The sequence below is a fragment of the Paucibacter aquatile genome (assembly GCF_002885975.1).
GTDB lineage: Bacteria > Pseudomonadota > Gammaproteobacteria > Burkholderiales > Burkholderiaceae_C > Paucibacter_A > Paucibacter_A aquatilis.
The window spans coordinates 2,128,700-2,154,050 of the sequence record NZ_POSP01000003.1; the positions used below are offsets into that span (position 1 = coordinate 2,128,700).

The following is a 25,351-nucleotide window of genomic DNA, read 5'->3' on the forward strand; positions in this document are numbered from 1 at the left end:
GTGCGAACACCGCCCCCTGAAACAGGGGCAGCGACAGAACGGGCGAATGCGCCTCGCGACGACCTGGGCGCTGGCTAGCTGCCGCGAACAGGTTGGCCAGGCGCTGAGCTTGGGCGCGATGCGGCGGAGGCCGAGGGCTGCGCCGGAGCCTCACTGGCAGGGCGCGCGGAGGCGCTGGCACTCGCAGCTGCCCCGGGTGGCGCGGCGCCATCCCGTGTCGGGCCGTTGTCTTTCGCTTCAGCGCCCGCGCTGTAGGCCGCGATCAGCATGGCAAAGAGCAGGGTCAGCACCGACAAGGCGGACAAGGCGATGAGGGCCTGCGTCTTTCGATACCCCGGGCCGCCATGCCCGCCCTTGAGATGAGGCGGCCGCCCCGGCATCTCGGGCCAAAACCACTGCGCATCAAGGAAGCTGCGACGACTCATCAAATGGCTGTAGGACACATGGTCATGCAAGATCCGAGCATGCAGGGCGAACCAGAACAGAAGCAAGAAAAGCGAAGATCCGACGATGCCCCACAGCTTGACGCCCCAGCTGAGTTTCTCGCTGCCCAGCAAGCTGATACCGCCCGCGAACAGCAAACCGACCACGGTGAAAAACAAGCCCGCCATGGACGCCTCGGTGGCCCGTAGGGCTCGCATCTCGGAACCCAGCTCCAGGTAGAGATCGCTCAACCTCGCCTGTCGCTCCGGCGTCATGTTTGCCGGCATCGGCGGAGGTTCCGGAATGACCGGTTTCGACAAGCCCAGGAGCCTGTCCAGCAAACGAAGAATCGCTTCCATCATGATTTTCCCCCCGGTTCGGCGCGCTGGCCTTGAGTTTGTTGCGGTAGCCCGCGTCAGTTTGTCGCATGGAGAGCAAGGTTCACCTTGCCGTCTCCTGTCGTGCCCTTCACCCCAGCGCCAGGCCCGCCACGCCCAGCGCAATGGCTGCGGCACCCAGCAGGCGCAGCCCACGGTCGCCCTCGCCCAGCAGGCTGCCGCCGGCCAGGGCGGCGAACAGCATGGACACCTCGCGCGCCGGCGCCACATGACTGAGCGGCGCCAGCTGCATGGCGTAGAGCACCATGATGTAGCTCATCGGCCCCAACACGGCAATGGCCAGGGCGGGCTTCCACTGCGTCCGCCAGACCGCTTTGAAGCGGGCCGGATCGCGCAGCGCGAACGGCCCCATCACCGGGATGCGCAAGACATTGCCGACGTAGTCGACCAGGATGGGCGAGATCAGCAGCACCTTGACCGCGTACCCATCGATCACGGTGTAGGTGGCAATGAACACCCCGGTCAGCGCGCCCCAGAACAGGCCGCGATGCAGGCGCTGGCGCACAAAGGCGCGCGACTCGCTCAAGGCCCCGGCCTCGCCTCGCCCCAGCAGCTGGCGCAGGAGCGCCGGGCCGCCGGCGATCAGAAACACCCCGGAGACCACCGCCAAGGCGCCCGCGGCGCCCAGCCAACTCAGACTCTCACCCAGCACGAAGACTGCGGCCACCGAGCTCAGCAAGGGCCCGCTGCCGCGTGCCAGCGGGTAGACCACGGTCAGGTCGGCCACCGAGTAGCCATGGAGCAGGCAACGGAAATACAGCACATGCACGGCAGCGCTGACGGCCAGAACCGTCCACTCCAGCCAACCCCAGGTCGCCACACCCTCGACGCCAGTCCATGCCACCACCGGCGCCCAAACCAGGCCAACCAGGATGGAGCTCATCAGCACGAACTCGTTGCCGCCCCCACCGCTGCGCTTGGCGATCAGATTCCAGCTGGCGTGGCAGATGGCGGCGGCAAGCACCAGGGCGAGGGCAAAAGGACTCATTCGGGGCGCAAGAAGACTGGCAGGGCACAGAACCGGCCCAACACGACGAGCGCCTCGGACCGAAACCCTCGATTGTGCGTTCGTCAGCGAACAGACCGCGCAAGCCAGGCAATCTACAAGCACCGTGTCGGTGCCCCTGCCGCGCCGCCGCCAACTCAAGGCCTGCCATGATCCATACGCAATCCACCTCCACCCGCCGCCCCTTCCTGCGCATCAGCGCGGCAATGCTCACCGCCAGCCTCAGCGTGCTGGGCGGGCTGTCGCCCCTGTCCGCCTCAGCGGCCAGCGCCGAAGATCTGAACAAAGATGCCCAACAAGCCCTCGCCGCGCTCTACAAGAGCAATCCGGTGGCGGAAACCATCTCCAAAAAGGCGCGCGCCGTGCTGGTCTTCCCCAAGATCGTCAAGGCCGGCTTGGTCTTCGGCGGCAGCTACGGCGAAGGGGTGCTCATGAAACAGGGCGCCGTCAGCGAGTACTACAACTCGGTGTCCGCCTCCTGGGGCTGGCAAGCCGGCGCCGAGTCCTACGCCTACGTCGTCTTCCTGATGAGCGACAAGGCGGTGCGCTACCTGGCCAAATCCAAGGGCTGGGAGTTCGGTGTCGGCCCCAGCCTGGTGCTGGTCAACGAAGGTGTGGCCAAGAACCTCAGCACCTCCACCCTGAAAGACGACGCCTACGCCTTCATCACCGACCAGCAAGGCCTGATGGCAAGCCTCAGCATCGAAGGCACCAAGATCAGCCGCATCAAGCGCTGAATCTCGCATTGGCGGCGATGGCGGCTTGCGGCACGAAGCAGCCTTTGGTTTTGCTCGTGAGGCCCTGCAGCCCGTGCCGCCACCGGGCTCATGGTTCCGGGGTCGGCCCTGGCGGGCCGACTTCCCTGCGCTGCTCGCACCTCGGGGCTGGCGCATAACTCACTCCGCTCCCTGCGTTCGCTTCGTTCAGACAGAAGCGCCAAGTCAGAACTTGAAGCGCACGAGTACGTGCGCGCCCCGAGGCGCTGCGCTGCTCGGCCCAGCACAATTCGCCCGGCAGCGGCACGGGCTGCAGGGCGCTTGCATCGCGATCGATCTGCCTCATCCACGGTGGAACACGCCATCTCCGGAGGTGGCTCGGCCCGCCGACGGGCGATTTGTGCGCGGCCGAGGGCGCAGCGAAGCGGCTCAGGCGCGCGTACTCGCGCGCTTCAAGTGCTGACTCGGCGCCACTGTTTGACCACAGTGAACGCAGCGAACGGAGGGAGTTTGGCGCCGCTGAGCCGCGCAGAGAGCACCGAGGGGAGTCAGCTCAAAGAGCCGACCCGCGAACCATGAGCCTGGCGGCGGGGCGAGCCACCGCAGCGAGAAAGATCAATCAAGACAGCGGAAGTCCGCAATGTGCCTATTCTGTTGAAAAAGTCCCTACCTCGACCCGCTTGTGCACCGTACAATTTGAGTGTTAGCCGGTCGAATCTTGGAGGGCGTCGAGATGATGGGACGACAAGCGAGCGGGCAAGATCGGTTGTTCTATTCGTTCAACCTCGAAGACCACATTCCCCAGAATCATCTGCTGCGCGGCATTGATCGCTGCCTTGACTTCGCTGGCCTGCGTGAGCACCTGGCCGAGCATTACAGCCAGATCGGCCGCCCGTCCATCGACCCTGAGTTGATGCTGCGCATGTTGGTCGTCGGGTACTGCTATGGCATCCGCTCCGAGCGCCGCCTGTGCGAGGAGTTGCACTTGAACTTGGCCTACCGTTGGTTCTGCCGACTGAGCCTGGAAGACGCCGTACCCGATCACTCCACTTTCTCGAAGAATCGCCATGGGCGCTTCCGTGACAGCGGCGTGTTCCGTTGGTTGTTCGATGAGGTCGTGCGTCGCTGTATGGCAGCCGGCCTCGTCAAGGCTGAGGGCTTTGCAGTAGATGCCAGCATCGTGGAGGCCGATGCCAGCAGCCAGCGTGGTGTGGCTGGCACCGAGTCGGTTGACTGGAAAGATCCAGCACTGAGCACACGCGCCGTGCGCGAGTACCTGGAAGGATTAGATGCCGAAGCCCTTGGCAAGGTCCTACCCAAGAAGATTTCGCTGACCGACCCACAAGCAAGTTGGACGGCGGCGACGGGCGGCCCCGCGTTCTTCGCCTACTCGACGAATTACCTCATCGATGCCGAGCATGGCGTGATCATGGATGTCCAGGCCACGCCGGCCCACCGCACCGCCGAGGTCGAGTCGACCAAACTGATGGTTGATCGAGTGCAGGAGCAGTTCGGCCTCAAGCCCGAGCGGTTGATCGGCGACACGGCCTACGGCACGGCGCCCATGCTGAGTTGGATGGTGGACGAAAAGGGCATCGAACCCCATGTGCCCGTCTGGGATCGCACGCAGCGCGATGACGGCACGCTCTCAAGCAACGAGTTCACTTGGGACGAGCAGGCCAAGGAATACACCTGCCCACAAGGTCGCCCGCTGCGCAGCCAGTGGCGCGTCTTCAAGATTGAGCGCAGTCACATCACCAAGGCCGACACTGTGATTTACCGTGCGAGCCAACAAGATTGCGCCAACTGCCCCGAGAAGCAGCGCTGCTGCCCCACCACCCCTATGCGCAAGATCGTTCGCAGCGTTCACGAAGCCGCACGGGACGTAGGGCGCAAGATTGCCACCACCGAACAGTACGAGCGCTCACGTTGCCAACGCAAGAAGGTGGAAATGCTGTTTGCCCACCTGAAGCGAATCCTGCGGCTGGATCGCTTGCGCCTGCGAGGACTTAGTGGCGCGATGGACGAGTTCACGATGGCTGCGGCAGTACAAAACCTGCGTCGTTTGGCGATGCGGGTGCCGCAAGGTCCACCAACTCAAGGCACAGCTACGCCCGCTTGAGGCGAAACCCCATCGATTAACCTCAAAACCGGGTCGAAAGACCTGGTTCAGACGAAGAAAAGGTGAGTTGAGCGCCTTCGCCTTCCCTTCCGCAACGTCGCCTTCGAGCCGATCAGCGACTTTTTCAACAGAATATGCCGAGAACCGACATCCCCGCCGAATCAGGGACTCACGCCCGCCTCCGGCAGGCTGTACTCAAAACGATAGCTGTGTGCGCCGCCCGGGGCGATGTCGATGACCATGCGGCCCCTCAGGCCCGTCAAAGCCTCGGTGCCCGAATCGGGCACCACGGTGATGCTTTGGGTCGGTGCGCCGCGGTCCAGGGTGGAGCTGTGTTGCAGCACAAAGCTGCCAGCGCGGCCGTCCAGCGTGCCCTGAACCCGCTCCATGGCCACATAGCCAGCCGATCCGCTGACGGCGCTGCGGAAAGCAATCATCTCGCCGGTGCTGCTGCCCTCCAGCGCACCGTGGAAACGCTTGTCCAGCGACATACGCCCCAGGCCGCTGCTGGCGGCCACAGCGCTCATCTCCTGAGGCGCGAGCTTCACTTCGAAGGGGCCGCTGACTTGATGGCTGAAATTGCTGCGGTCGCTCATGGCGCGCTCCGTTTGAATTGCGGGTTTGGTTGGCTGGGTTTGCGCAAGCAACAGGCTGCTGCCTGTAGCCAGCGCGGCAGCCCAGAGGATAGAGGTGAAGAGGTGCAGAGGCCTCATGGCAAGATGAACTTTCTTTCAAGCTGATTCGGTGCGAATCCATCCGGCCGCCATTGAACCCGCCATGTCCCAAGACAAGATTGGAAAAACACGACACGCGGCACTGCCCACCTTGCGCACCCCGCCGCGCGGCGTGCTGCACCGCGTACCGGTCGGCGAGTTCGAACACCAGCGCCTGGCGCCGCCCGAAGACCTGGCCGATTGGATCGAGCATGTCTGGCGCGTGCGCTGGAAACTTGAAGGTCTGCCGCCGCAGCTGCAAGAGACCCTGCCCCACCCCAATATTCATCTGGTGCTGGAGCCCGGTGCCGCGGCGGTCTGGGGCGTGCACAGCCGGCGCTGGTCGCGTGAATTGGCGGGGCGTTCGTTGGCCTTGGGCATCAAGTTCAGGCCCGGCGCCTTCCGCCCCTGGCTGGGCGGCCCGGTATCGGCCTTGAGTGATCGCTCGCGGCCACTGCAGGAGCTGTTCGGGCCTGAGTCCCAAGCGCTGAATGCGGCCTTGGAGATGGAGGCGATGGAAGACGCGGCCACACATGTCCTGGACTTTCTGCGGGCCCGCCTGCCCGCGCCCGACGCGCAGGCGCTGCTGGCCGGCCGCATCGTCGACAGCGTGGCCGTGGATCTCAGCCTGCACAGCGTAGAGGCCCTGGCTGCTCGCTGGCAGATGAGCCTGCGCTCGCTGCAGCGCCTGTTCTCAGAGTACGTCGGTGTCGGGCCGAAATGGGTGATCCAGCGCTACCGCATGCACGAGGCGGTGGCCCGCGTGCAGGCCGGCGAGCCGGTCGCCTGGGCGGCGCTGGCGCAGGATCTGGGCTTCTTCGACCAGGCGCATTTCAGCGCGGCATTTCGGCGCCTGATCGGCCAGACGCCAGGCGGCTACGCCCGGGCTCATGCCGGCGCAGCCGTCGCCAGCCCAGCACCACACCGCTGAGACTCAGGCCCAGGCCGGCCAGGCTGTAGTCGTAAGCGTCGTAGCGCTGCAGCCACTCCTGCTCGACGATGCGGGCCTGGGGCAGCAGGCGGGCCGCGGCCTCGCGCAGCGCTCTTCGCTCATGGACAACCGGCGCTTGCCGTTCGGTTCCACCACAAAGCTGGCGGCGCAGCAGCGCGCCGACGTCGCCCGCCTTTTCAGCCCGCAGCGGGTCCCCGGCATAGGGGGCTCGGTCGGGCTTCGCGCCAGGCGCCTCGAACATCTTCGAGGGGTTCATGGAGAACAAGCCGCTGAGCACCCTGGTCAGGGCCAACACGCCGCCGCCCAGACCCAGGATGTGGTGCCAGCGGGCGAAACCCTTGCGATCGGGCGAGCGCGAGCCACTCTTGTAGCGGCCCCGGAAACGCCAGCGCACACGCCCGCCACAGAAGATGGTGAGCCAATGCAGCCAGGCGCCCAGCCAGCCCCAGCTGCGCTCGGTGAAGCTGGCGTCACGCACCACCTCGCCGGTGGCGCCGCTGGCGTACAACCAGCGCTGCGCCTCGTCGGCCACCGCCACGCGGTAGAGGGGGCGGTGCGGGTCCATTGCCTTGGAGTGGGTCCAGGCGTCGTCCTCCACCCGCGCCAGCAGCTCGGCCGGCGCATCCTGCGCAAAGTGGCGCGCAGCCGCGAGCGCCTGATCCGCACTGACGCTCGCAATGCGCCAAGCGCTGCGCGCATCGCTGAAGATGTAGCGCGGCTGGCCCGCTGCACTGCACAGGCGCCACTGGCTGGCGTCCTCCAGGCCCGAGGCCTGCAAAGCCTGCGCCACCGGCACGCAGCAGGCCTGCCCGTCCAGCGCCGGCAGACCTTGCATCTGCTCGGCCGGCGTCAGCTTGGGGTAGCCGACGGAGAGCATGAGCATGCCGGACAGGATTCACAGCGCCATCACCAGGCAGAGCGCAATGCCGGCCCAGCGGTGCAGCAGATAGAGGAAGCGTTTCATGGCTACGCCCCGTTCAGAAGCACCTGACCCTCGGCCCCAGGGCCTTGAGATCGCGCTGCAGGCTGACAGCGGTCTGGGCCAGGTAGAGGCGGCTGATGTCACCGCTGCGGTCGGCCATCTTGGTGATGCCGTTGAGCATGCCGCCCACGGCGCCCGAGCCATTCCGAAAACTGGACGGGCCGCCGGTGGCCTCCACGCGCTCGACGATCCAACGGTCCACCGGGCGGGCAAAGAAGACGTTTTGAGCACCTCCTGGGTACTGCTGGCGCCGCGGATCTCGATGGCCTCGCAGTCAATCACGGTGACGCTGGCCGGCGTTTTCATGAGGATCAGGGCCAGTCTCAGCCAGGCTGGCTGGCTGGCTCGGCCATGGCGGCCGGCGGCAGGAACGGGCTCGGTGGGCAGCGCGTCATCTTCAGCAGGGCAGCCATCCAGGGAAACCAGGAGAAGAAGCAGCGGGCCAGAGCCGAAGGCGAACGCATACCGGCATTCCAGGCACGCGGACTGCCCCCCAAGCACCGAACAGCGTTGCCCTTGCGCCCGCCGCACGCCCCTCAGCGCGGGTAGGCCGCTGCGCAGGCCTGGGCGCGCGCCAGTCCGCCCCAGGCCTCGAAGCGCTCGCGTGCCGCGGCATCGATGCGCTCGGGCGTCAGCCAGGGATCGGCCGCATTGCGGCTGCCCGGGAAGATCAGCACCACGGTGGGCGGCACGGTCCAGGCCTTGCCCTTGAACGCGCCCTTGCCACGCAGCTCCTGGTAGTTGAGCGGCGGCTCGGTCTTGCCGAGCAGCTTGCCGTTCAGCGCCACCGAGCCCTCGCCCAGCTGGTCCGAAGGACCGGAATCACCGACCACGGCAAACACCGGGCTCATGGCATCGCGCCGCAGCGCCACCACCAGATCGCCGATGCGGGCACCGCGCTGCGCGAACTCGGATGGCTGGCCGCGCTTCGGGCCCTTGGGCAGCACCAGGGCCGGCGTCACCAATGCATCGGCGTAAGCCGTGAGGTCACAGGCATCGCTGACACCCGGCTTGCGCAAGGCCGTGGCCGAGACCAGAAAGCCATCGACCTCGGGGCAGGGCTTGCCATTCCGGAGCGGGATGATGTCGGCCGATAGCTTGCTGCGCTTCCACATCTCGGCCGGCCAGCCCTGGGCCGCGGCCTGCTGCACCAGCTCGCGGCGCGCTTGCAGGCCGGCCTTGTCCAGGCCGGCGCAGGCGTCGCTCATGGCATTGCAGAGGTTGTTGAGCGCCACCCGCTCTCCCCAGAAATCGCTGACGCTGTAGCTGCGGCGGGTGCCGTCGGTGTTGACGTTGAGGCCGTCGATGAACATCAGCGCCTGGTTCTGCGCATCGGCCCAGACGGCGGTGCGGCCGCCCTTGGCATTGCCGTCCTTCTGCTCAAACGCAGGCGACATGCCGCAATCGACGGCGGCTTGCGTCCAGCCTGGCACGGCAAGGGCGGCGGTGAATGCGGCGACGAGCGCGCCGCGCTGGGCCATCGTCCAAGTCCTGCTGTCGTTCCGAAATGCACGCATGATGGCCCGATCTCCAAAGGCCGAGACATCTCGGCCCGGCGATTGTGGGCCGGCAACAGCGCGCCAGCCAGCCTGTGGCGGACTTCAAGCTGGGGGCTTGTGCCGCCCCGATGGATCAGTGCAGGTCGAGGGCAAACGCCGCGTCGCGCAGGCGAAAACCTTGCTGCCAGAGCGCTTGCAGCGCCAGGCGCTGGGCCGCTTGCTGGAGCTGCGCCGGGCGCTGGCCCGGGCGGGCCCACAGGGGCTCGCTCAGCCATTGCACAGCCCCGCCCTGCTGGCGCAGCAGGGCCAGGCGCCAGGCTTGTTGCAGGCCGCGGCTGCGGCCTTCATCGGCCAGCACGCCAATCCAGTCACCGGCCTTGATGCCCAGGGCCGCACGCAGGACCTGCGCCGCGCTGGCGCCGCGCGGCAGCGTGGCCAGGTGCTCGCCCGTGGGGCTGAGCAAGTGCTGCTGCTGTTGCTGTGCGGCCGGCGCCGGCTGGGCGGTGAACGAAAGGGTGGCGGGCTGAGGCGCGGGGCTGGTGACAGGCACCAGATGGCGCAGGCTGGGCTGCGTTGTGCGCGCGGCGCTGAGGTGGCCGGCGGCGCGGCGGGTCAGCCAACGGTCGAAAGAAGCGAGACCTTGCATGATGAATGAAAAACTCCGAGAGCCCTGACACCGGCAGTTGCCGGCCCGGGGCATCTCGGAGCCGCAACGCTTTAGCCGTATTTGTTAGCCCGCCCGCAAGTAGTTGGTAAATCGGCGGTGACACCCTGTTTCCAGCGCGTCGAGTCCCATTCTAGCCGCAGTCGCGCGCGGGCCGGAAGGCAGAAATGCGCAGCTTTTTCAAACGCTGAGCGATCTGCGCCCGCGCGCGCGCAAGGCTCGGCGGGCTCAGGGCGCCAGCTCCAGCGCCGTCACCACCAGGCCGCCGGACTGCATCTCGACCCGAAAGCGCACCCGTTCGCCGACCTTGCGGCCCTCCAGCAAGCTCGGCGAGCGCAGACGAAACCCCATGGTCATGGGCGGCATGTCGAGATGGGCGATCTCTTCATGCTTGAGCGTGATCTTGCCGCCGGCGGCGTCGATCTTGCGCAGCTCGCCCAGGGTCCAGGGCGCCGGGGCCGCGGGGACGGAGGCAGCCGGTGCATGGGCCGCATGGTCCATGGCCAGGGCCGCCGGGGCGGTGAAGGAGAAGGCCAGCAAGGCTGCGGCCGGGAAGGCGTGGCGCGCAGCGCGCGAGGGATTGAATTTCATGAGGCGTCTCGAAATAAGGGTTGTGATGCGTTCTTTTGGCCGGTGTCGGGCTCAATGCCCGCTGTGCCCGCTGTGCCCGCCGTGGCCACCGCCCTGGGGCTTGCGCGCGCGCAGCTCGGTCGGGCCATTGCTCGCGGCGGGCGCCGCCTGCTGGCGCGGCATGGACTGGCCGCCCTCGGCGGCAAAGCGGGCCGGTGTGGGCAGAGGCGCGCCGCTCCACTCGAAAGCACGACTGCCCTTGGGCTGGGCGTACCAGCCGGGGTCGCTGTAGTCGCCCGGCTTCTGGTCCTTGCGCACCTTGAGGATGGAGAACATGCCGCCCATCTCGACACCGCCAAACGGCCCCTGCCCCGTCATCATGGGCAAGGTGTTGTCGGGCAGGGGCATTTCCATCTCGGCCATATCGGCCATGCCGCGCTCGCCCATGACCATGTACTCGGGCACCAGGCGCCGGATCTTCTGCGCCAAGCCGCTGTGGTCCACGCCGATCAGATTGGGCAGGCCATGGCCCATGGCATTCATGGTGTGGTGGCTCTTGTGGCAATGAAAAGCCCAATCACCCGGCTCATCGGCCAGGAACTCGATCTGGCGCATCTGGCCGACGGCGATGTCGGTGGTCACCTCGGGCCAGCGCGCGCTGCGCGGCACCGGGCCACCATCGGTGCCGGTGACGCTGAACTCATGGCCATGCAAATGAATGGGATGGTTGGTCATGGTCAGGTTGCCGACGCGGATGCGCACCCGGTCGCCCTGGCGCACATGGAGCGAATCGATGCCGGGGAAGACCCGGCTGTTCCAGCACCAGAGGTTGAAGTCCAGCATGGTGCTGGGCCTCGGCGTGGCAGCGCCGGGCTCGATGTCGAAGGCATTGAGCAAAAAGCAGAAGTCGCGGTCCACCGTGTCGATCTGCGGGTGGCGGCCGCGCGGATGGGTGATCCACAAACCCATCATGCCCATGGCCATCTGCGTCATCTCGTCGGCATGGGGGTGGTACATGAAGGTGCCGGGCCGGCGCGCCTCAAACTCGTAGACAAAGGTCTTGCCCGGCTGGATGGCCGGTTGGGTCAGGCCCGAGACGCCGTCCATGCCATTGGGCAGGCGCTGGCCATGCCAGTGCACGCTGGTGTGCTCGGGCAGGCGGTTGGTGACGAAGATGCGCACGCGGTCGCCTTCCACCACCTCGATGGTCGGGCCTGGCGACTGGCCGTTGTAGCCCCAGAGGTGCGCTTTCATGCCAGGCGCCAGCTCGCGCAGCACCGGCTCGGCCACCAGATGAAACTCCTTCACGCCCTGGTTCATGCGCCAGGGCAAGGTCCAGCCATTGAGGGTGAGCACCGGCTGATAAGGCCGGCCATTGGGCGGCAGCAAGGGCGGGGCCGTCGTGGCCGAGGTTTGCAGCACAGGCTCGGGCAAGGCGGCCATGGCCACACGGCTGACCGCCGTGGCCGTGACCGCCGCGCCCAGGGCACCGGCGCTGCGGACAAACAAATCGCGTCGAGACACCATGGTCGGGACTCCGTTGGAATTTTCAGTAAGGATGGACGAGGCAGGCTCAGTGCGCAGCAGGCGCGAGGCCGCTGGACACAGGGCTTTCGCCCACGGCCACGGCCGAGCTGGGACCCAGCAAGGCCTGATCCAGGGCTGCCTGGGCCAGCCAGAAATCACGCTGGGCCGCCAGCGCGGCATTGACGGCCGCAATCTGCGCCCGCGCGTCGGCCAGCAGCTCGAAGACGCTGATGAACATGCCGTTGTAGCGCAGCAGGTTTTCCTCCGAGATGCGGCGCGCGATCGGCAGCAGCTCGTCGCGGTGGTGGCGCGCGATGTCGTAGCTGCTGCGCCAGAGCAGCTCGGCTTCGCGCACTTCGGAGCGGGCCTGGATGGCGGTCTGCGCCGCCTGGTGCACGCTTTGCAAGTAGAGCGCTTCGGCATGCGCCTGGCGGGCCTCACCCCAGTCGAAGAGCGGGATCTCGAAGTGCAGCTCCGTGCCGGTTTGCAGCGGCGCTTCGTTGCTGCTGTTGCGCATGACGCCCAATTCCAGCGCATTGATGAAGTGGCTGATGCGGCTCAGGCCCAGGCTGCGCGCCGTGGCCTCGGTCTGGGCACGCGCGGCCTGCACATCGAGGCGCTGGGCCAGCGCCTGCTGCTCCAGCCCGGCCCGTTCGGGCAAGCCATCCGGCAGATCGGGCAGTTGCGTGGGCAGACGCAGGCGCGCCAGCGGCTCGCCCCACAGGCCCAGCAAGCGGGCCAGGCGCTCGCGCTGCTGCAGGCGCTGCTGCTCGGCCCGGGCCAGGGCCAAAGCAGCCTCAGCGGCAAAGCCCTGCTCACGCGCCAGCTGCAGGCGGTTCCAGTTGCCGGCACCGACCATGCGCCGGCCCAGCTCGGCGCCGGCCTCGGCAGCCTCCAGCACATCGCGCTGGTAGCGCAGGGCCTGCTCGGCCGCCACCGCGCTCACCCAGGCGCGCCGGGTGTCGGCCGCCAGCGCCAACAGGGCCAGGCCGGTGCGCTGCTGCAGGGCACGCAAGCGCCGGGCCTCGATCTCGCGCACCTGCGGCAGCGCCAGCAGCTGGCCCAGGTTCAGGCCCAGGCCGAGCTCACGTTCACGCTCATCGCCGCGGCGCAGGCGGGCGATGCTGAAGCCCGGATTGGCCAGGCGCCCGGCCTGTGCGCGCTCGGCCTCGCCCAAGCCCAGCTCCTGCAAGCTGGCTTGCAGGCCGCGGTTGTTGAGCAAGGCGAGCTGCACGGCAGCGTCCATGGTCAGCGGCGCGGCCAGCAAGGTCTCGACCTGGGCATCGACACGGGCCTGGTCGGCCGCGGCGCGGGTGAGCTGCAAGGGCTGGCCGCTCTGCTGCTGGGCCAGCTCGCGCAAAGGGGCGTAGGCGGCCTCGGGATCCAGGCTTGCGCAGCCGCTCAGGGCGGCGGCCGCGGCCAGCAGCAGGCTACGAGAGAAGTGAGGGGGCCTCATGGTCGGCCTCCCGACGAAGCTGCGGCGCTGGCGGCTGCTGGCGGGGCCACGGATGCCGCGGGCGGCAAGCCCTGCCGGGCATAGGCACGCCAGCCGCCGACGCGGCGCACCTGTTCGTTGAGGGCGGGCCAGTCACCGGCGCTGGGCTCGTCGAGCGCGCGCGCCGGCGGCAGCACGGGGCGGTAGACCACCGGCGGCACGGCGGCCTGCGGGTTCAAGGGCGCCAGCAGATCGGCAGCACGATCTGCAGCACGATCTGCAGCCAGGGCGGGCTGTGCGGGCGAGAACGCGGCCAGCAGCAAGCCGGCCAGCGGGGCAAACAAAAAGGGTTTCATGCGACAGGTCTCGCAGCGTGAATCGAATCGAAACGAACAGTGCTGCCGGGCCTTCGACGTGGCATCCAGGCACAGCGTCAGGCGGGCGGCAGCGGCCGAAACAGATTCAGGCGAGCCGGGGCGGGCGGTCGAGGCCGCCGGTCAGCATGCGCTCACGTGCCGCCGCGGGCGCGCTCACGGGCACCGAGGCCGGGGCCGGCAGGCGCAAGCTGGGCAGGCTGGGCAAGAGGGCCGGCGCGTGGCAGCAGGCGGACGCCGCGCAGGCGCTGCAGCCGGTGTCCGAGCCTGAGTTCGCGTCCGCAGAGGCGCCCTCATGAACCCCGGCCTCTTCGGCCGGTGCCATCTCGTGACAGGGAGGCACGGCCTCCGATGCGGCCTTCATGGACGGGGCTTCCGTGACCACCGCCACCGTCATGGGCAAGGCCGCCATGCCGCACTGGCTCAGGCCCGCCAGCGCTTGCAAGGGCAAGGCCAGGGCCAGCAGTGCGGCGACAACGGTGCGCCAGAAAACGGTGTTCATGCGCCCAGTGTAAGCCGGCCCGCGAGGCCTTGGCTGCGCCTCAGCCCACCTCCTCGGCCGCCGGGTCCGCATAACGCGCAGCGATATGGCGGAATTCCTCCTGCACCGCCATGAAGGCGTCCACCACATCGGGGTCGAAATGGCGGCCGCGGCCCTCGGCAATGATGCTCAGTGCGGTCTCGTGGCTGAAGGCTGGCTTGTAGACGCGGCGGCTGATCAAGGCGTCGTAGACATCGGCCAGGGCCATCAGCCGGGCCGAGGTGGGAATGGCCTCGCCGCTCAGGCCCTGGGGATAGCCGCTGCCGTCCCATTTCTCCTGATGCGAAAGCGCAATCTCCTTGGCGAAGCGCAGAAACGGTGCCTCATGGCCCAGTCCCTGTTCAGCCCGGGCGATCGCTTCGAAACCCAGGGTGGTGTGGGTCTTCATGATCTCGAACTCGGCCTCGTCGAGCTTGCCCGGCTTGAGCAGGATGCGGTCCGGAATGCCGACCTTGCCGATGTCGTGCATGGGTGCCGACTTGAACAGCAGATGGATGTTCTCCGGCGTCAACAGCGCGGTAAAGCGCGGGTGGGTCTGCAGTTGCCGCGCCAGGCATTGCACATAGTGCTGGGTGCGGCGAAGGTGGTTGCCGGTTTCGTTGTCACGCGTTTCGCCGAGCGAGGCCATCGCCAGCACCACGACGTCCTGCAGAGCCTCGATCTCCTGGGTGCGGCGCGACACCTCGGCGGCCAAATAGTCGCTCTGGTTGCGTAAAAAATCAGTGGCCGCCTTGAGCGCCAGGTGCGTGCGGATGCGAGCGCGGACGATGGGCGGGCTGATGGGCTTGGTGATGTAGTCCACTGCGCCCAGCGACAGGCCCTGGGTCTCGTCATCCACCTCGGTCTTGGCAGTCAGGAAGATCACCGGAATGGCGGCCGAACGTGGTTCGGCCTTGAGGCGACGGCAGACCTCGTAGCCGTCCATACCGGGCATCATCACATCGAGCAGGATCAGATCTGGCAGTTGCGCGCCCTGGGTCAGATGCAGGCAGCGCTCGCCACTGTTGGCCACGGTCACGCGGTACTCGTCCTTGAGCAGACCGAACATCAGCTCCAGGTTGTCAGGCGTGTCGTCCACAACCAGGATCGTGGCTTTGGGGAGGGTGGGAATGCTGATCACGCTGAGAGCCCTTCCTGATCCGACTTGCGACCTGCAGTCTTGCTTCAAGCAGCGGGGGCACCCGCTCTGCCACCAAGCAGGCCATACCGCTGCAACAGCGCTTGCAAGATGGGCGCCACCCGATCGAAGTTGAACTGCCGCAATTCGCGCGCGAAAACCTCGAAGCCAGCGCCTAGAGCCGCCTGCCACAAAGTGTCGTATTCGGCCAGCAAGGCCAGCGCCTCTGGGTCACCATCCTGCAACTGTTGCAGCAACACGGGGCCGTGGGCCCGCAGCTCATGCAACTGGCCTTGGCTCAGGCCCGGCCCGTCGGTGCTCTGCGTCACAGGCGCACTGGCGCTCGCCCGCAGATTGGGCATGGCCGCCTGCAAACCCTCCAGGAGTTGCTCCATGCCCTTCTCCAGAGCGAGCAACAGGGCTTGCAGCTCAACGTCACGGGACAGGTCCACCTCCTCGCGTTGGCGCAGCGCATGCTCCAACAGCTCGGCACGCTGCTGTACGTCGACCGCGCCCAAGTTGCCGGCCACGCCCTTGAGGGTGTGGGCCAGCATGCGCGCCGCCTGGCCGTCGGCGGCCTGCAGCTGCCGCCGGATCTCGGCCGGCGCCTTGCCCTGCCCTTGCACAAACTTCGCCAGCAGCGATTGGTACAGCGCCAGCTTCTGACCCGTGCGGCTCAAGCCCAAGGCGGCCTGCAAGCCATGCACGGCGCGCAAGGCCTGCAGATCAAGCGGATCCGGCTCTGCCAGCCGCTGCTGCGGCAGCGCGTCATGGGGCTGCAATTGGGCGGTTCCGCGCCCGGCCGGCTGAATCCAGCGGGCCACCATTTGGTACAGCAGATCCGGCTCGACCGGCTTGGCCAGAAAATCATTCATGCCCGCGTCGAGGCAGGTCTGACGGTCCGCAGCCATGACGTTGGCCGTCATCGCCACCACGGGCAGATCGGCCAGGCCTGGCATGGCGCGCAGCGCCCGCGTGGCCTCGGGCCCATCCAGGCGCGGCATGTTCATGTCCATCAACACCAGTGCATAGGTCTGGGCTTGAAGCGCCTGCAAGGCCTGCTCACCATCGTCGCAGCAATCGACCTCCAGGCCAGCCTCGCGCAACAGCTCGGCAGCAATCTGAAGATTGATTTCGTTGTCATCCACCAGCAGCACCCGCGCGCCGCGCAGCTCAGCCAGGCGGGCTGCCGCCGGGCTTTCGCTCCAGCCCGCACTGCGCTCGACCGATTTGCGCTCGCCACCACTGAGCAGCAACATCAGGTTGTCGAGCAGCACCGATGCATTGATGGGCTTGACGATCACGGCATCGAAGCGCTCCTTGCGCGCCTGCTGCAACACCTCCTCGCGGCCAAAGCCGGTGACCAGCATCAGATGCGGCGCCCTGCCGCGCTGCTCGGCCCGCATGCGGCGCCCGGTCTCCAGGCCATCGAGCCCGGGCATCTGCCAGTCCAGCATGACCACTTCGTACGGCTGCGCCTGGTCTTCGGCCGCCGCCACTGCCGCCAAGGCCTCGCCACCGCTGGCTACGGCGTCCACCTGCAGACCAAAACCATCCAAGACCTCTCGAAGCACCGTGCGGGCACTGTCGTTGTCATCCACCACCAGAACGCGCCGCCCCTGCAGATCGACGGGCGAGGCCTCCAGCGGCAAGGCTTGCTGGCCCTTGCCCAGCACCGTGGTGAACCAGAAAGTTGAGCCCTGGCCGGGTTCACTCTCAACGCCGACCTCGCCGCCCATCATGTCTACCAGCTTGCGCACGATGGCCAGGCCCAGACCGGTACCTCCGAACTGCCGACTGATCGAACTGTCGGCCTGCTGGAAGCTCTGGAACAAGCCTCCGATCTGCGCCGGGGTCATGCCAATTCCGGTGTCGCGAACCTCGAACCTCAGCAACACCTCATCACTGCTCTCGCGCAACTTGCGCACCTGCACGGCCACCTCGCCCCGCGCCGTGAACTTGACGGCGTTGTTGCCGTAATTGATCAGCACCTGACCCAGGCGCAAGGGGTCGCCGACCAGCTGATCGGGCACGTCGCGGGCGACATCGAAGATCAGCTCCAGCCCCTTGTTCGCCGCCTTCTCGGCGATCAGGTTGGCAAAGTTGCTGAGCACCGCGCTGAGCTGGAACTCGATGCGCTCCAGGTTGAGCTTGTTGGCCTCGATCTTGGAGTAATCGAGGATGTCATTGAGGATGCCCAGCAAGTGATGGGACGACAACTGGATCTTGCCCAGATAGTCTCGCTGCTTGCTGTCCAGCTCGGTCTTGAGCACCAGATGGGTCATGCCGATGATGGCATTCATCGGCGTGCGGATTTCGTGGCTCATATTGGCCAGGAAAGTGCTCTTGGCGCTGTTGGCCAACTCGGCTTGCTCCTTGGCCTGACGCAGGGCCTCGGCACTGGCATGTTCGGCGCTGACATCTTCGAAGATGGCCAGCACGCCCTCACGGCCATCACCCAGACTGAAGCGCTTGCCGGCGATGCGAGCCCAGAACAGCTGCCCGTCCTTGCGCACCATCTGTATCTCGTAGTGATGCAAGCTGTCCGCGGCCAGGGCCTGATAGACCTCGCGACCACTGTGTTCAAAATCGTCCTCGCTGGCATAGAGCGCGCGTGTGGACTGACCGATCAGTTCGCCCGGCTCCCATGCGAAGACCTCCTCAAAACGCCGGTTGCAGCGAAGCATGCGGCGCTCGCTGACCAGCACGATGCCGACCGAGGCGGTTTCGAAAATAGCCTCCAGCTCTTGCGATGCCAGGCGCAGCCGGCTCTGCTCGGCCTCCAGCGCGGCTGCAGTCTCTTGCAACCGGGCCGTGCGCTGCGCGACCAGGCCTTCCAGCTCGGTGTTGAACGCGCGAATCTCATCTTCGGCACGCTGCCGCTCGGTGACATCACGCAAGATGACCGTGAACAGCCGCTCGCCCTTGACGCTCATGTGAGAGATCGAAGCGTCCGCCGGGAACTCCTGGCCATCGAATCGCCGGCCGTAGACCACCGTCAATCGACCCATCGCTCGCGCACTCTGGCCACTGATGGCAAAGGCATCCATCTGCGCGCCGTGGCCCGCACGGAACCGCTCTGGCAAGAGCTCATCAATCGCGAGACCGATCAGCTCATGCTCCTCGCAGCGAAACAGCCGTGCAGCAGCCGCATTGCACAAGGTGATGCGATGCTCGGCGTCCACTGTGATGATGGCATCCATGGCCGTGTTGAAGATGGCTGCAAGGCGAGCACGACCGTCTTCCAGTTCCTGTCGCGCCTCGCGGATGCGCTCGGTCATGGTGTTGAAACTCTGAGCCAGACGCATGACCTCGCGCGAGCCAACTTCCGGCACTGGCTGTTTGATGTCACCACTCTCCGAAAACTGCAATGCCGCCTCTTCCAGGCGCGCCAAAGGCTGAATCACACGTCGGTGCAAGAGCCAGGCCAACAGCAGCATCAAGCCGACCGACACGCCCAGCTGCGGCCAGAAGCGCCGCATGGCCTGGTACTTCATGTGGGCGTACTCATGGCTGAGCTGATACTCCAGCCAGATCACGCCACGGCCGAGATCGCGCAACTGGTTCGCGTCACGCCCCGAAGCAAAGGGCTGCATGACCGACACCCGCAAACCATCCGCCGACACCGCCAGATCAGGCCGACGGCTGTCCACCACGCGCTGAAAGCGAACGACGTCAAAGCCGGGCAAGGTTTGGCTGGCTGGCCGGTCTTGCCAAGCCAGACGATGAGCCAGGCGAACCATGCCGGAGGCATCGACCAGAGCCAACTGCGCGATGCGCGGCTCTGCCGACTCCACCGACAGATCGGAGGCCACATGGTCGGGTCGATCGATCCAGTCTTGTTCAGCCGCACGGGCCAAAGCCGCGGCCCGCTGGATGGCATCCTGCCGAGCCCGCTCCAGCGCGGCTTCGCGCCCGCGCGAGACCGCGTCGGCGAAGGCCAGCACCAGCGCCAGCACCAAGACCGCCAGCACCGCCAGCGGCAGCGTGATACGCAAAGAGCTGCTGAGCCGGGTCATGACGCCGGCAAGCCTCGCAGATCCACCAAGGACTGCAGGTCGAGTGGTTTGGCCAGCAAGCCCTGCTGCAACATCACCGTCATCAGACCGCGCCCCGCCTGCTGCACCAAGCCGCCCGCGCTGAGTAGTCGGCGGTTCTCAAGCAAGTCGGGAAACAACATGCCGCGAAAGGCACTGTGCACCTGGTCTGGAGGCAACTGCAGCCGGGGCGCCAGCAGGGGAAAGGCCTGCGCCGATTCCGAGCGAAAAAACGCCAGCGCCGCGAAATGCGCGTCGATCAAGCGGCGCAAGGCCTGACCGTTCTGCTCAAACACAGCGCCCTTCGCTGCCAGGACATCGATGATGCGCCCGGGAATGGCACTGCTGTCAAACAGGCGCAAGGCCCCCTGCTGCTCCAGGCGCGTGGCCCAGGGTTCGGCACTGATCACCGCATCGACCGCACCGCTGAGGTACACATCAACACTGCGGCCCAGCGTCATGCTCACCTTGTGCACCTGGTCGATGCGCAGCCGCGCGGCATCCAGTACAGCGCCCAGCATCACCGCCCCCGTGGCGCTGTCTTCCACGCCGATGCGCAGACCCTTCAAAGCGCTGAGCTGATCCACGCCGGGCCGGACCATGAGCACATCAACCCCGGCCGACTGATCCAGCACGAGAGCCACACGCAGATCGACACCATCGGCGCGTGCCGTGAGCAGCTCATCGAGGGTCAGTGCGGCGGCCTCCAACTGACCCGTGGCCAGGGCGCGCAAGATTTCGGTGTTGGAGCGCAGCTCCACCAGACGCAGCAGGTGCTCATCCAGCAGCCCCATCTCGCGTGCCAGAAACAAGAGCTCATAGCCTGGGAAGACGATGCTGCCCACCCGCAGCGGCGGCTGCGGCGCGCGGCAGGCGCTCAAAGGCAGGCCCAAGCTTCCAGCCAACACCGCAGCGCCGGCCCATCGCAGACTCTGGCGCCGCTCCGCCTTCGGAACAAGGGGCACAGCGGAGCGGGAGCCATTCGCAAGGGCGCGGAGCAGGGGCATGCAGGGCATCCTCTCAAGCAAGTTGGGCTGAGGCTCGTTCAACTATACGAGCAGGCGAGGATCCAATCCCAAGGAAAAGCCGGGCTGTGGTGCCGAGGATTCACGTCGTGTGCAATCCGTGTAGACCGGCGGCTAGCCTTGCGAGAAAAACCGATAGCGCCCCTTGCCTTCCCGTTTGGCGCGGTACATGGCGGCATCGGCCTTGCGGCGCAGCTCGGCGCCGCTGTCGGCATCGTCGGGGAAACCGGCAATGCCCACGCTGGCGCCCACCTGCAGCACCCGGCCTTCGATCGGGCAGGGCTGGGAGACGGCCGCGATCAGGCTCTGCGCCACCTTGGCCGCTGCGCCCAGCTCGCTCATGGCCGGCAGGATGACCAGGAACTCATCGCCGCCGATGCGCGCCACCGTGTCCTGGGCCCGCAGGCAGCCACGCATGCGCTGCGCCACTTCGCGCAGCACCTGGTCGCCGACCGGGTGGCCGTGGTTGTCGTTGATGGCCTTGAAGCCATCCAGGTCGACGAACAGCACGGCCAGTTTGCCGCCGCTGCGGCGGGCCTGGTGCATGGCCACGCCGATGCGGTCTTCGACCAGGCGCATCGAGGGCAGGCCGGTCAGCTGGTCGTGCGTGGCGCTGCGCTCGATCACCTGGCGCTGCGTCTCCAGCTCGCCCAGCAGGTCGAGCAAGGCGGCGTTCTGCGCCCCGACCGCGCGGATGATGAAGTAGACGAACACCAGGCTGACGAAGATCAAGCTCAGCCAGGCCGATGGCAGGGTTTGGTAGCGCTCCAGATTGATGGACGCTTGCAACCAGCCGCCGACATGGCCGGCACCCGCCACCGACAGCACCAACACCAAGCTGAAAGCCAGCATCAAGGTGATGCGCACCGAGTGAACGATGCCGGCGATCAGGCAGCTCAGCACCAGCCAGAAGATGCTGGATGCGGCAATGCCGAAGCTGAACACCCCCGACACCCCCACCACCCAGCACAGGCCGATGAACAGGCCCGACAAGGTGGTTTCAGACAGCCGTTTGCGCCAGCAATACACGGCCAGCACGCAGGCACCGAGCAGGATGTGCAGCCAGTAGACCGGCAACCAACCCGTGCCCAGGCTGCGCATCACCGACAACGGCATGCCGATGCCGGCGATCACCAGCAGGCCGCCCCACAGGCGCTCCAGAAACGTGCGCTTGATCGCAGTCAGGCGCGCGGCCAGGCTGGGCGTTTCGCCCTGCAGGCTGTCTTTGCCCTTCATACCGTCAGGCACGGCGCCAGCGCGCCACGCCCCCCGAGGCGGCTTGGGGCGCAGGCGCCCACACAACACAGGGGCTCGCAGGGCGAGGCCACAAGAAGCGCGGGCCGAAGCCGGCGCGGACAGGAAAGCAAGGCTGGCAAGATCAAGGAACCCGGGAGACGGGCCGGTTCGGTCAGGATGGGCGCGGCGATGGTAGCAGCGGCAGGTGTCAGGCCGGCGCCTGGTAGACCAGCACCTTGAGCGCCCGCTCGCCCGAGATATCGGCAAAAGCGGGGGGATTCTCAAGCCGGCGCAGAAAGCGCAGGTCCGGCGCCAGCTCGGCCATCTGATCCTGCAAAAAAGCCATGCCCAGCTTGGGCGTGTTCAGACAGAGCAAGACCTGGCCCCCAGGCGTGAGCAGATCAGGCAGGCGGCGCATCAGGCGGGCGTAGTCCTTGGTGGCGACAAAGCTGCCTTTTTGGTAGCTGGGCGGGTCCAAGATGATCAGCGGATACGGGCCGGCACGGCCGATCTTGCCCCAGGAGTTGAAGATGTCGTGGGCCAGAAAGCTGGCGCCGCTGCTGAGGCCGTTGAGCACATGGTTGCGCCGGCCGGTGGCCAGGGCACCGTCGCTCATGTCCACATTGATCACCTGGCCGGCCCCGGCACGCAGGGCCACCACCGAGAAGGCGCAGGTGTAGGCAAACAGATTGAGCACCTTGAGGCGCTCGGGCTGAGGCTGTGCCGCCACCTGCTCAGCCAACCAGCGCCGGCCCTCGGCCATGTCCAGAAACAGGCCGTGGTTCTGGCCCTTGAGCACATGGACCAGGTAGCGCAGGCCGCCTTCGCTGACCACATGGGGCTCGGGCACCTGGCCGGCCATCAGCCGGGTTTCCAGCTGGCCCTCTGCCCGGCATTGGTAGACCCAGTTCAGCGCCTGCCCGGGCGCGATCTCGGCCAGGCGTCGGGCCAGGGCCTCATGCACGGCGGCCAGCTGGTCCGCACCGGCCGGCGCGAAGCTGGTCAGCACAAAGACGGGCGGAAAGGCATCGAGCGACCATTGCTCGCATCCGGGAAACAGGCCGCCGCGGCCATGGAAGAGGCGTTGGGCCTCGCTGGGCAGAGAAGCCATCTGGGCGATGGCGTGGAGAAGCGCTTGCATGGGCGGCATTCTCGCCGCCCGGGCGTCAGTCCTTGGGTGGCGCGTCGACCGAAGCCATGGCCGCGGCATCCGGCAAGGGGTAGGCATCGGCCACATAGGCCGGCCCCTTCATCACCCGCACCACAAAGCATCCAGTGGCCACAGCAATCCACAAGCTCCAGTGCAGCAACAGCCAGCCCAGCAGGCCGTACATCCACAGGCCCAGCGCACGCTCGGCCGGGCCGGCCGGCGCATCGACCGAGGACCAGCTGGCCAGCCACAAAGCACCCAGGGCCAGCAGCGGTAGCGCCGTGCCCCAGAACAGCAGGGCCGGCAGGCGGCGCCAGATGCGCTGCTCCAGGCCCGGCGCGGCCTTGTGAAAACCTGGGAGCTTCTGGAACAAGCGGGACATGGTGAATGCGCCTTTCGCTCGGGGTGACCGGGTGACTCAGCCCGATTTCGCGGGGCTGCGTCGGCAGCGCTCGGAACAGTACTTGACCTCGGCCCAGTTCTTGGCCCAGCTGCGGCGCCAGCTCATAGCCCGACCGCAGGCCAGGCAGGGCTTGGACGGCAGGCTGGCCTTATTGCCGCGAAAAGGGCCCGGCGCCTCGCTGCGTGACTTTTCCTTCATGCCGGCACGATACGCCAAAGCCAGAGCGGACTTGTGACCGGGGTCAAAAGCCGCGGCAAAGCGTCGTGACGCCCGGTGGCGCGTGGGAAAAGGCCGCATGGCATCTGTGACGAAACGCACAGACCGCATGAGCCGCGCGGACTATCGTGGCCTCCATCGTCAGCACGGGCATGGCCCCAGGCACGGCCCTCCCCTCGCGCAGACACACCGCCCATGAAAGCAGCCCCATGAAGCTCTCGTTCAGCTCAGACACCCAGTTCGCTCCCTGCGAAAACGAAGCCTGGCGCTGCCCTTGCTGCAACAGCGGCGTGCACCGTGTCAGCCGCCGCACCCTGGACCGGATCTGGAGCTGGCTGGTGCCATCCTGGCGCTACCGCTGCCGCGACCGGCAATGCGGCTGGGAAGGGCGGGTCGCCCTGAGCCGGCTCAGCGAGCGCCAGCGCCACGCCCACGAGCGCAACCCCTACCGGCACCGCAGCTCCGAGCTGCCGCGCCGGCCGCGCCTCGGGCAGCTGGCGCGCGGCTGGCACTGACCCCGTTTTCCCTGACCCCGTTCCCCGGCGCAAGTCCGTCAGGCCTGAGCCAGCCCCAGCTCGGCCAGCAGCTCCGAGAACTCACCGTACAGCGCCTGGCCGCGGATCACGCGACGGCCCGCCGGCGTTTCGCACACCAGGGCCGGCACGCCGTGCAAGCCCAGATCGCGCATCAAGGCTTGGCTCTGCTCGCGGCGCTGCGCCTCCAGCGCCAACAGATCGGCATCGGCCGCCTGCAGCCGCTCGGCCGCGGCATGCAGACCGTGTGCCTGCAGCAGTTCGACCAGGGGCGGCCGCGCCGTGATGTCCAGGCCTTCGATATAGCGGGCCTGCTGGATGTGGCGCAGGGCCTCCAGCTCGCGCTCGGGCGCCGTCAGGGCCACGGCGCTCAGGGCCAGGTAGGCCGGGCCGGCATCGAAGCTGGCGCCGATCTGGCCCAGCACCTCGCGGCGGTAGCGCTCGCTGAAGCGCTGGCCGGTGAGCTGCGCGATGCGCACATCGTTGGCCCAGGCGTAGTCGGCAAAGCCGGCGTCCATGCGGCGCGCCCCGCTGCCGCTGAACAAGCCCGTGGGCGCCAGGCTCAGGCCGGTGCCCGGCACGCCCTGCAAATGCACCGCCAGGCGATCGATCAAGGGCGCGGCGCCGTAGCACCAGCCGCACAGGGGGTCGAACAGATAGCGCAGGCTCAGGCCCGAGGCTGCGCCGCGGCTCACCATTTCATTTCACCGGTGTTGACCTTGGCGCCGATGTCCAGGGACAGCGCGCCCTCGCTGAGGTTGGGGTAAGCCTTCTTCATGGCCGCGATCAGATCGGCGCTCTGGGTGTGGGCGGCCAGGTTCTTCTCGAAGCTGAGCAGATAGTCCTTGGTGAAGCGGATGGCGCTGGCATCCAGCGGGGTGCCGGCCGACATATGACCGGGCACCACCTGGGCCGGCTTCAGGGCGGCCATCTCGTCCAGCTGGGCCACCCAGGCGGCGCGCTCAGCGGCGCTTTGGGTGTCGGCCGTCCAGACATGCATCTGGCCGACCACGGCGATATTGCCAACGATGGCCTTGATGGATGGGATCCAGGCGTAGGGGCGGTGCGCCAGCAGGCCTTGTGTGCCGCGGATCTCGATGGACTGGCCGTCCAAGGTCAAGGTGTTGCCCTCGATAGCACGCGGCAGCACCGGTTGGCTCGGCGCATTGGCGCCCATCTTGGGGCCCCAGAACGCCAGCTTGCCGGCCATCTTGGGCGCCAGCTTGGCCAGCACGGCGGGCGTGCTCAGCACCTCGGCCTGCGGAAAGATCTGCTTCAGGGTCTCGACGCCGAAGTAGTAGTCCGGGTCGGCCTGGCTGACGTAGATGGTGCGCAGGCTGCGGCCGCTGTCCAGCACCTGGGCGGCAATGCGCAGGGCGTCGGCGCGGGTGAAGCCGGCGTCGATGACCATGGCCTCTTTCTCGCCGTAGATCAGGGTCGAGTTGACGTTGAAGCTGCGGCTGTCGGCGTTGTAGACCTTGAGGCTCAGAGCCGGGGCGGAGGCCGGGGTGCTGGCCGGGCTGACATCGGCGGCCTGGGCCAGCGAAGCGGTGGCGCCCAGGCTCAGGGCGGTGGCGGTGGCCAAAACGGTGCTGCGGAAGTTCATGGTGGGTTCTCCAATCGGTGGCGGCCGGGGCCGCGGGGTTCTGAGGTTCAGCGAAAGCGGCGAGGACCGGGTTGGGCCCGGGCCTCTACGCGATGAAACGAACTTT

26 protein-coding genes are annotated in these 25,351 nt (G+C 67.1%); 4 read left to right on the top strand and 22 right to left on the bottom strand.

The window, feature by feature from the left end:
• Window positions 1–74: 74 nt before the first annotated feature.
• Together C1O66_RS12385 and C1O66_RS12390 are read right to left on the bottom strand one after the other, a co-directional pair.
• Window positions 75–674, bottom strand: coding sequence for a hypothetical protein (locus tag C1O66_RS12385; RefSeq protein WP_102768161.1), 600 nt, complete (start codon window positions 672–674; stop codon window positions 75–77).
• Window positions 675–891: 217 nt separating this feature from the next.
• Complete coding sequence (locus tag C1O66_RS12390; RefSeq protein WP_102768162.1) at window positions 892–1,809, bottom strand: EamA family transporter; 918 nt, start codon at window positions 1,807–1,809, stop codon at window positions 892–894.
• A 167-nt stretch (window positions 1,810–1,976) separates the two neighbouring features.
• On the opposite strand from C1O66_RS12390, the gene C1O66_RS12395 reads away from it, so the two are divergent.
• Entirely contained in the window at window positions 1,977–2,564 is a 588-nt protein-coding gene (locus C1O66_RS12395) for a lipid-binding SYLF domain-containing protein (protein WP_102768163.1), read from the top strand.
• Between the two features lie 712 nt (window positions 2,565–3,276).
• Window positions 3,277–4,665 carry a transposase gene (locus C1O66_RS12400; protein ID WP_102769497.1) on the top strand — a complete coding sequence of 463 codons (1,389 nt, stop codon included), beginning with the start codon at window positions 3,277–3,279 and terminating at the stop codon, window positions 4,663–4,665.
• A 161-nt stretch (window positions 4,666–4,826) separates the two neighbouring features.
• Here C1O66_RS12400 and C1O66_RS12405 read toward each other — a convergent pair whose 3' ends face one another.
• On the bottom strand, window positions 4,827–5,261 hold the full coding sequence (locus tag C1O66_RS12405) for a DUF3224 domain-containing protein (RefSeq protein ID WP_102768164.1): 435 nt from the start codon (window positions 5,259–5,261) through the stop codon (window positions 4,827–4,829).
• Between the two features lie 181 nt (window positions 5,262–5,442).
• Between C1O66_RS12405 and C1O66_RS12410 the strand changes: the two genes are divergently transcribed.
• Window positions 5,443–6,309 carry a helix-turn-helix transcriptional regulator gene (locus tag C1O66_RS12410; RefSeq protein ID WP_102768165.1) on the top strand — a complete coding sequence of 289 codons (867 nt, stop codon included), beginning with the start codon at window positions 5,443–5,445 and terminating at the stop codon, window positions 6,307–6,309.
• On the opposite strand, the gene C1O66_RS23695 is transcribed toward C1O66_RS12410, so the two are convergent.
• The 17 genes from C1O66_RS23695 to C1O66_RS24710 all read right to left on the bottom strand — a co-directional run bounded on the left by C1O66_RS23695 (window position 6,212) and on the right by C1O66_RS24710 (window position 23,187).
• Complete coding sequence (locus tag C1O66_RS23695; protein WP_133155196.1) at window positions 6,212–7,213, bottom strand: hypothetical protein; 1,002 nt, start codon at window positions 7,211–7,213, stop codon at window positions 6,212–6,214. The genes C1O66_RS12410 and C1O66_RS23695 overlap by 98 nt on opposite strands.
• A 94-nt stretch (window positions 7,214–7,307) precedes the next feature.
• On the bottom strand, window positions 7,308–7,514 hold the full coding sequence (locus C1O66_RS12420; protein ID WP_102768167.1) for a hypothetical protein: 207 nt from the start codon (window positions 7,512–7,514) through the stop codon (window positions 7,308–7,310).
• Between the two features lie 121 nt (window positions 7,515–7,635).
• Complete coding sequence (locus tag C1O66_RS23915; protein ID WP_165794586.1) at window positions 7,636–7,776, bottom strand: hypothetical protein; 141 nt, start codon at window positions 7,774–7,776, stop codon at window positions 7,636–7,638.
• Window positions 7,777–7,848: 72 nt separating this feature from the next.
• Window positions 7,849–8,829 (bottom strand): hypothetical protein, encoded by a 981-nt coding sequence (locus tag C1O66_RS12425; RefSeq protein WP_108724346.1) that lies wholly within the window; start codon window positions 8,827–8,829, stop codon window positions 7,849–7,851.
• 115 nt (window positions 8,830–8,944) lie between these two features.
• Window positions 8,945–9,457, bottom strand: a complete 513-nt coding sequence (locus C1O66_RS23700) for a hypothetical protein (protein ID WP_133155197.1) — start codon at window positions 9,455–9,457, stop codon at window positions 8,945–8,947.
• A 246-nt stretch (window positions 9,458–9,703) separates the two neighbouring features.
• Window positions 9,704–10,066 (bottom strand): copper-binding protein, encoded by a 363-nt coding sequence (locus tag C1O66_RS12435; RefSeq protein WP_243392782.1) that lies wholly within the window; start codon window positions 10,064–10,066, stop codon window positions 9,704–9,706.
• 51 nt (window positions 10,067–10,117) lie between these two features.
• Window positions 10,118–11,572 carry a multicopper oxidase family protein gene (locus tag C1O66_RS12440; RefSeq protein WP_102768169.1) on the bottom strand — a complete coding sequence of 485 codons (1,455 nt, stop codon included), beginning with the start codon at window positions 11,570–11,572 and terminating at the stop codon, window positions 10,118–10,120.
• A 46-nt stretch (window positions 11,573–11,618) separates the two neighbouring features.
• Entirely contained in the window at window positions 11,619–13,028 is a 1,410-nt protein-coding gene (locus C1O66_RS12445) for a TolC family protein (protein WP_102768170.1), read from the bottom strand.
• Window positions 13,025–13,363, bottom strand: coding sequence for a hypothetical protein (locus C1O66_RS12450; RefSeq protein WP_102768171.1), 339 nt, complete (start codon window positions 13,361–13,363; stop codon window positions 13,025–13,027). Before C1O66_RS12450 ends, C1O66_RS12445 begins: the two co-directional genes overlap by 4 nt.
• 106 nt (window positions 13,364–13,469) lie before the next feature.
• Window positions 13,470–13,883: a hypothetical protein gene (locus C1O66_RS12455; protein ID WP_102768172.1), complete on the bottom strand. Its 414-nt coding sequence runs from the start codon at window positions 13,881–13,883 to the stop codon at window positions 13,470–13,472.
• A gap of 40 nt (window positions 13,884–13,923) precedes the next feature.
• The gene (locus C1O66_RS12460) at window positions 13,924–15,042 is read right to left on the bottom strand and encodes a response regulator (RefSeq protein ID WP_271008218.1); all 1,119 of its coding nucleotides are present in this window, start codon (window positions 15,040–15,042) and stop codon (window positions 13,924–13,926) included.
• Window positions 15,043–15,086: 44 nt separating this feature from the next.
• Window positions 15,087–19,037 carry a response regulator gene (locus tag C1O66_RS12465; protein WP_165794587.1) on the bottom strand — a complete coding sequence of 1,317 codons (3,951 nt, stop codon included), beginning with the start codon at window positions 19,035–19,037 and terminating at the stop codon, window positions 15,087–15,089.
• A gap of 17 nt (window positions 19,038–19,054) precedes the next feature.
• Entirely contained in the window at window positions 19,055–19,981 is a 927-nt protein-coding gene (locus C1O66_RS12470) for an ABC transporter substrate-binding protein (RefSeq protein ID WP_165794588.1), read from the bottom strand.
• A 234-nt stretch (window positions 19,982–20,215) separates the two neighbouring features.
• Complete coding sequence (locus tag C1O66_RS12475) at window positions 20,216–21,337, bottom strand: GGDEF domain-containing protein (RefSeq protein ID WP_102768175.1); 1,122 nt, start codon at window positions 21,335–21,337, stop codon at window positions 20,216–20,218.
• A gap of 208 nt (window positions 21,338–21,545) precedes the next feature.
• Window positions 21,546–22,478: a class I SAM-dependent methyltransferase gene (locus C1O66_RS12480; RefSeq protein ID WP_102769625.1), complete on the bottom strand. Its 933-nt coding sequence runs from the start codon at window positions 22,476–22,478 to the stop codon at window positions 21,546–21,548.
• Window positions 22,479–22,503: 25 nt separating this feature from the next.
• Entirely contained in the window at window positions 22,504–22,869 is a 366-nt protein-coding gene (locus C1O66_RS12485) for a hypothetical protein (protein WP_102768176.1), read from the bottom strand.
• Window positions 22,870–22,905: 36 nt separating this feature from the next.
• Complete coding sequence (locus tag C1O66_RS24710) at window positions 22,906–23,187, bottom strand: DUF2256 domain-containing protein (protein WP_394341026.1); 282 nt, start codon at window positions 23,185–23,187, stop codon at window positions 22,906–22,908.
• Between the two features lie 128 nt (window positions 23,188–23,315).
• On the opposite strand from C1O66_RS24710, the gene C1O66_RS12495 reads away from it, so the two are divergent.
• Window positions 23,316–23,621 carry a hypothetical protein gene (locus C1O66_RS12495; protein WP_102768177.1) on the top strand — a complete coding sequence of 102 codons (306 nt, stop codon included), beginning with the start codon at window positions 23,316–23,318 and terminating at the stop codon, window positions 23,619–23,621.
• A 38-nt stretch (window positions 23,622–23,659) separates the two neighbouring features.
• On the opposite strand, the gene C1O66_RS12500 is transcribed toward C1O66_RS12495, so the two are convergent.
• Both C1O66_RS12500 and C1O66_RS12505 read right to left on the bottom strand, forming a co-directional pair.
• Window positions 23,660–24,337, bottom strand: a complete 678-nt coding sequence (locus C1O66_RS12500) for a DsbA family protein (RefSeq protein ID WP_102768178.1) — start codon at window positions 24,335–24,337, stop codon at window positions 23,660–23,662.
• Complete coding sequence (locus C1O66_RS12505; RefSeq protein ID WP_394341038.1) at window positions 24,331–25,224, bottom strand: MBL fold metallo-hydrolase; 894 nt, start codon at window positions 25,222–25,224, stop codon at window positions 24,331–24,333. Before C1O66_RS12505 ends, C1O66_RS12500 begins: the two co-directional genes overlap by 7 nt.
• Between the last annotated feature and the right edge of the window lie 127 nt (window positions 25,225–25,351).

What these genes read in the sequence shown, in the direction of transcription:
- C1O66_RS12390 (WP_102768162.1), bottom strand. Translation starts at nt 1,809, where the DNA reads ATGAGTCCTTTTGCCCTCGCCCTGGTGCTTGCCGCCGCCATCTGCCAC.
- C1O66_RS12395 (WP_102768163.1), top strand. Translation starts at nt 1,977, where the DNA reads ATGATCCATACGCAATCCACCTCCACCCGCCGCCCCTTCCTGCGCATC.
- C1O66_RS12400 (WP_102769497.1), top strand. Translation starts at nt 3,277, where the DNA reads ATGATGGGACGACAAGCGAGCGGGCAAGATCGGTTGTTCTATTCGTTC.
- C1O66_RS12405 (WP_102768164.1), bottom strand. Translation starts at nt 5,261, where the DNA reads ATGAGCGACCGCAGCAATTTCAGCCATCAAGTCAGCGGCCCCTTCGAA.
- C1O66_RS12410 (WP_102768165.1), top strand. Translation starts at nt 5,443, where the DNA reads ATGTCCCAAGACAAGATTGGAAAAACACGACACGCGGCACTGCCCACC.
- C1O66_RS23695 (WP_133155196.1), bottom strand. Translation starts at nt 7,213, where the DNA reads ATGCTCATGCTCTCCGTCGGCTACCCCAAGCTGACGCCGGCCGAGCAG.
- C1O66_RS23915 (WP_165794586.1), bottom strand. Translation starts at nt 7,776, where the DNA reads ATGCGTTCGCCTTCGGCTCTGGCCCGCTGCTTCTTCTCCTGGTTTCCC.
- C1O66_RS12425 (WP_108724346.1), bottom strand. Translation starts at nt 8,829, where the DNA reads ATGCGTGCATTTCGGAACGACAGCAGGACTTGGACGATGGCCCAGCGC.
- C1O66_RS23700 (WP_133155197.1), bottom strand. Translation starts at nt 9,457, where the DNA reads ATGCAAGGTCTCGCTTCTTTCGACCGTTGGCTGACCCGCCGCGCCGCC.
- C1O66_RS12435 (WP_243392782.1), bottom strand. Translation starts at nt 10,066, where the DNA reads ATGAAATTCAATCCCTCGCGCGCTGCGCGCCACGCCTTCCCGGCCGCA.
- C1O66_RS12440 (WP_102768169.1), bottom strand. Translation starts at nt 11,572, where the DNA reads ATGGTGTCTCGACGCGATTTGTTTGTCCGCAGCGCCGGTGCCCTGGGC.
- C1O66_RS12445 (WP_102768170.1), bottom strand. Translation starts at nt 13,028, where the DNA reads ATGAGGCCCCCTCACTTCTCTCGTAGCCTGCTGCTGGCCGCGGCCGCC.
- C1O66_RS12450 (WP_102768171.1), bottom strand. Translation starts at nt 13,363, where the DNA reads ATGAAACCCTTTTTGTTTGCCCCGCTGGCCGGCTTGCTGCTGGCCGCG.
- C1O66_RS12455 (WP_102768172.1), bottom strand. Translation starts at nt 13,883, where the DNA reads ATGAACACCGTTTTCTGGCGCACCGTTGTCGCCGCACTGCTGGCCCTG.
- C1O66_RS12475 (WP_102768175.1), bottom strand. Translation starts at nt 21,337, where the DNA reads ATGAAGGGCAAAGACAGCCTGCAGGGCGAAACGCCCAGCCTGGCCGCG.
- C1O66_RS12480 (WP_102769625.1), bottom strand. Translation starts at nt 22,478, where the DNA reads ATGCAAGCGCTTCTCCACGCCATCGCCCAGATGGCTTCTCTGCCCAGC.
- C1O66_RS12485 (WP_102768176.1), bottom strand. Translation starts at nt 22,869, where the DNA reads ATGTCCCGCTTGTTCCAGAAGCTCCCAGGTTTTCACAAGGCCGCGCCG.
- C1O66_RS24710 (WP_394341026.1), bottom strand. Translation starts at nt 23,187, where the DNA reads ATGCGGCCTTTTCCCACGCGCCACCGGGCGTCACGACGCTTTGCCGCG.
- C1O66_RS12495 (WP_102768177.1), top strand. Translation starts at nt 23,316, where the DNA reads ATGAAGCTCTCGTTCAGCTCAGACACCCAGTTCGCTCCCTGCGAAAAC.
- C1O66_RS12500 (WP_102768178.1), bottom strand. Translation starts at nt 24,337, where the DNA reads ATGGTGAGCCGCGGCGCAGCCTCGGGCCTGAGCCTGCGCTATCTGTTC.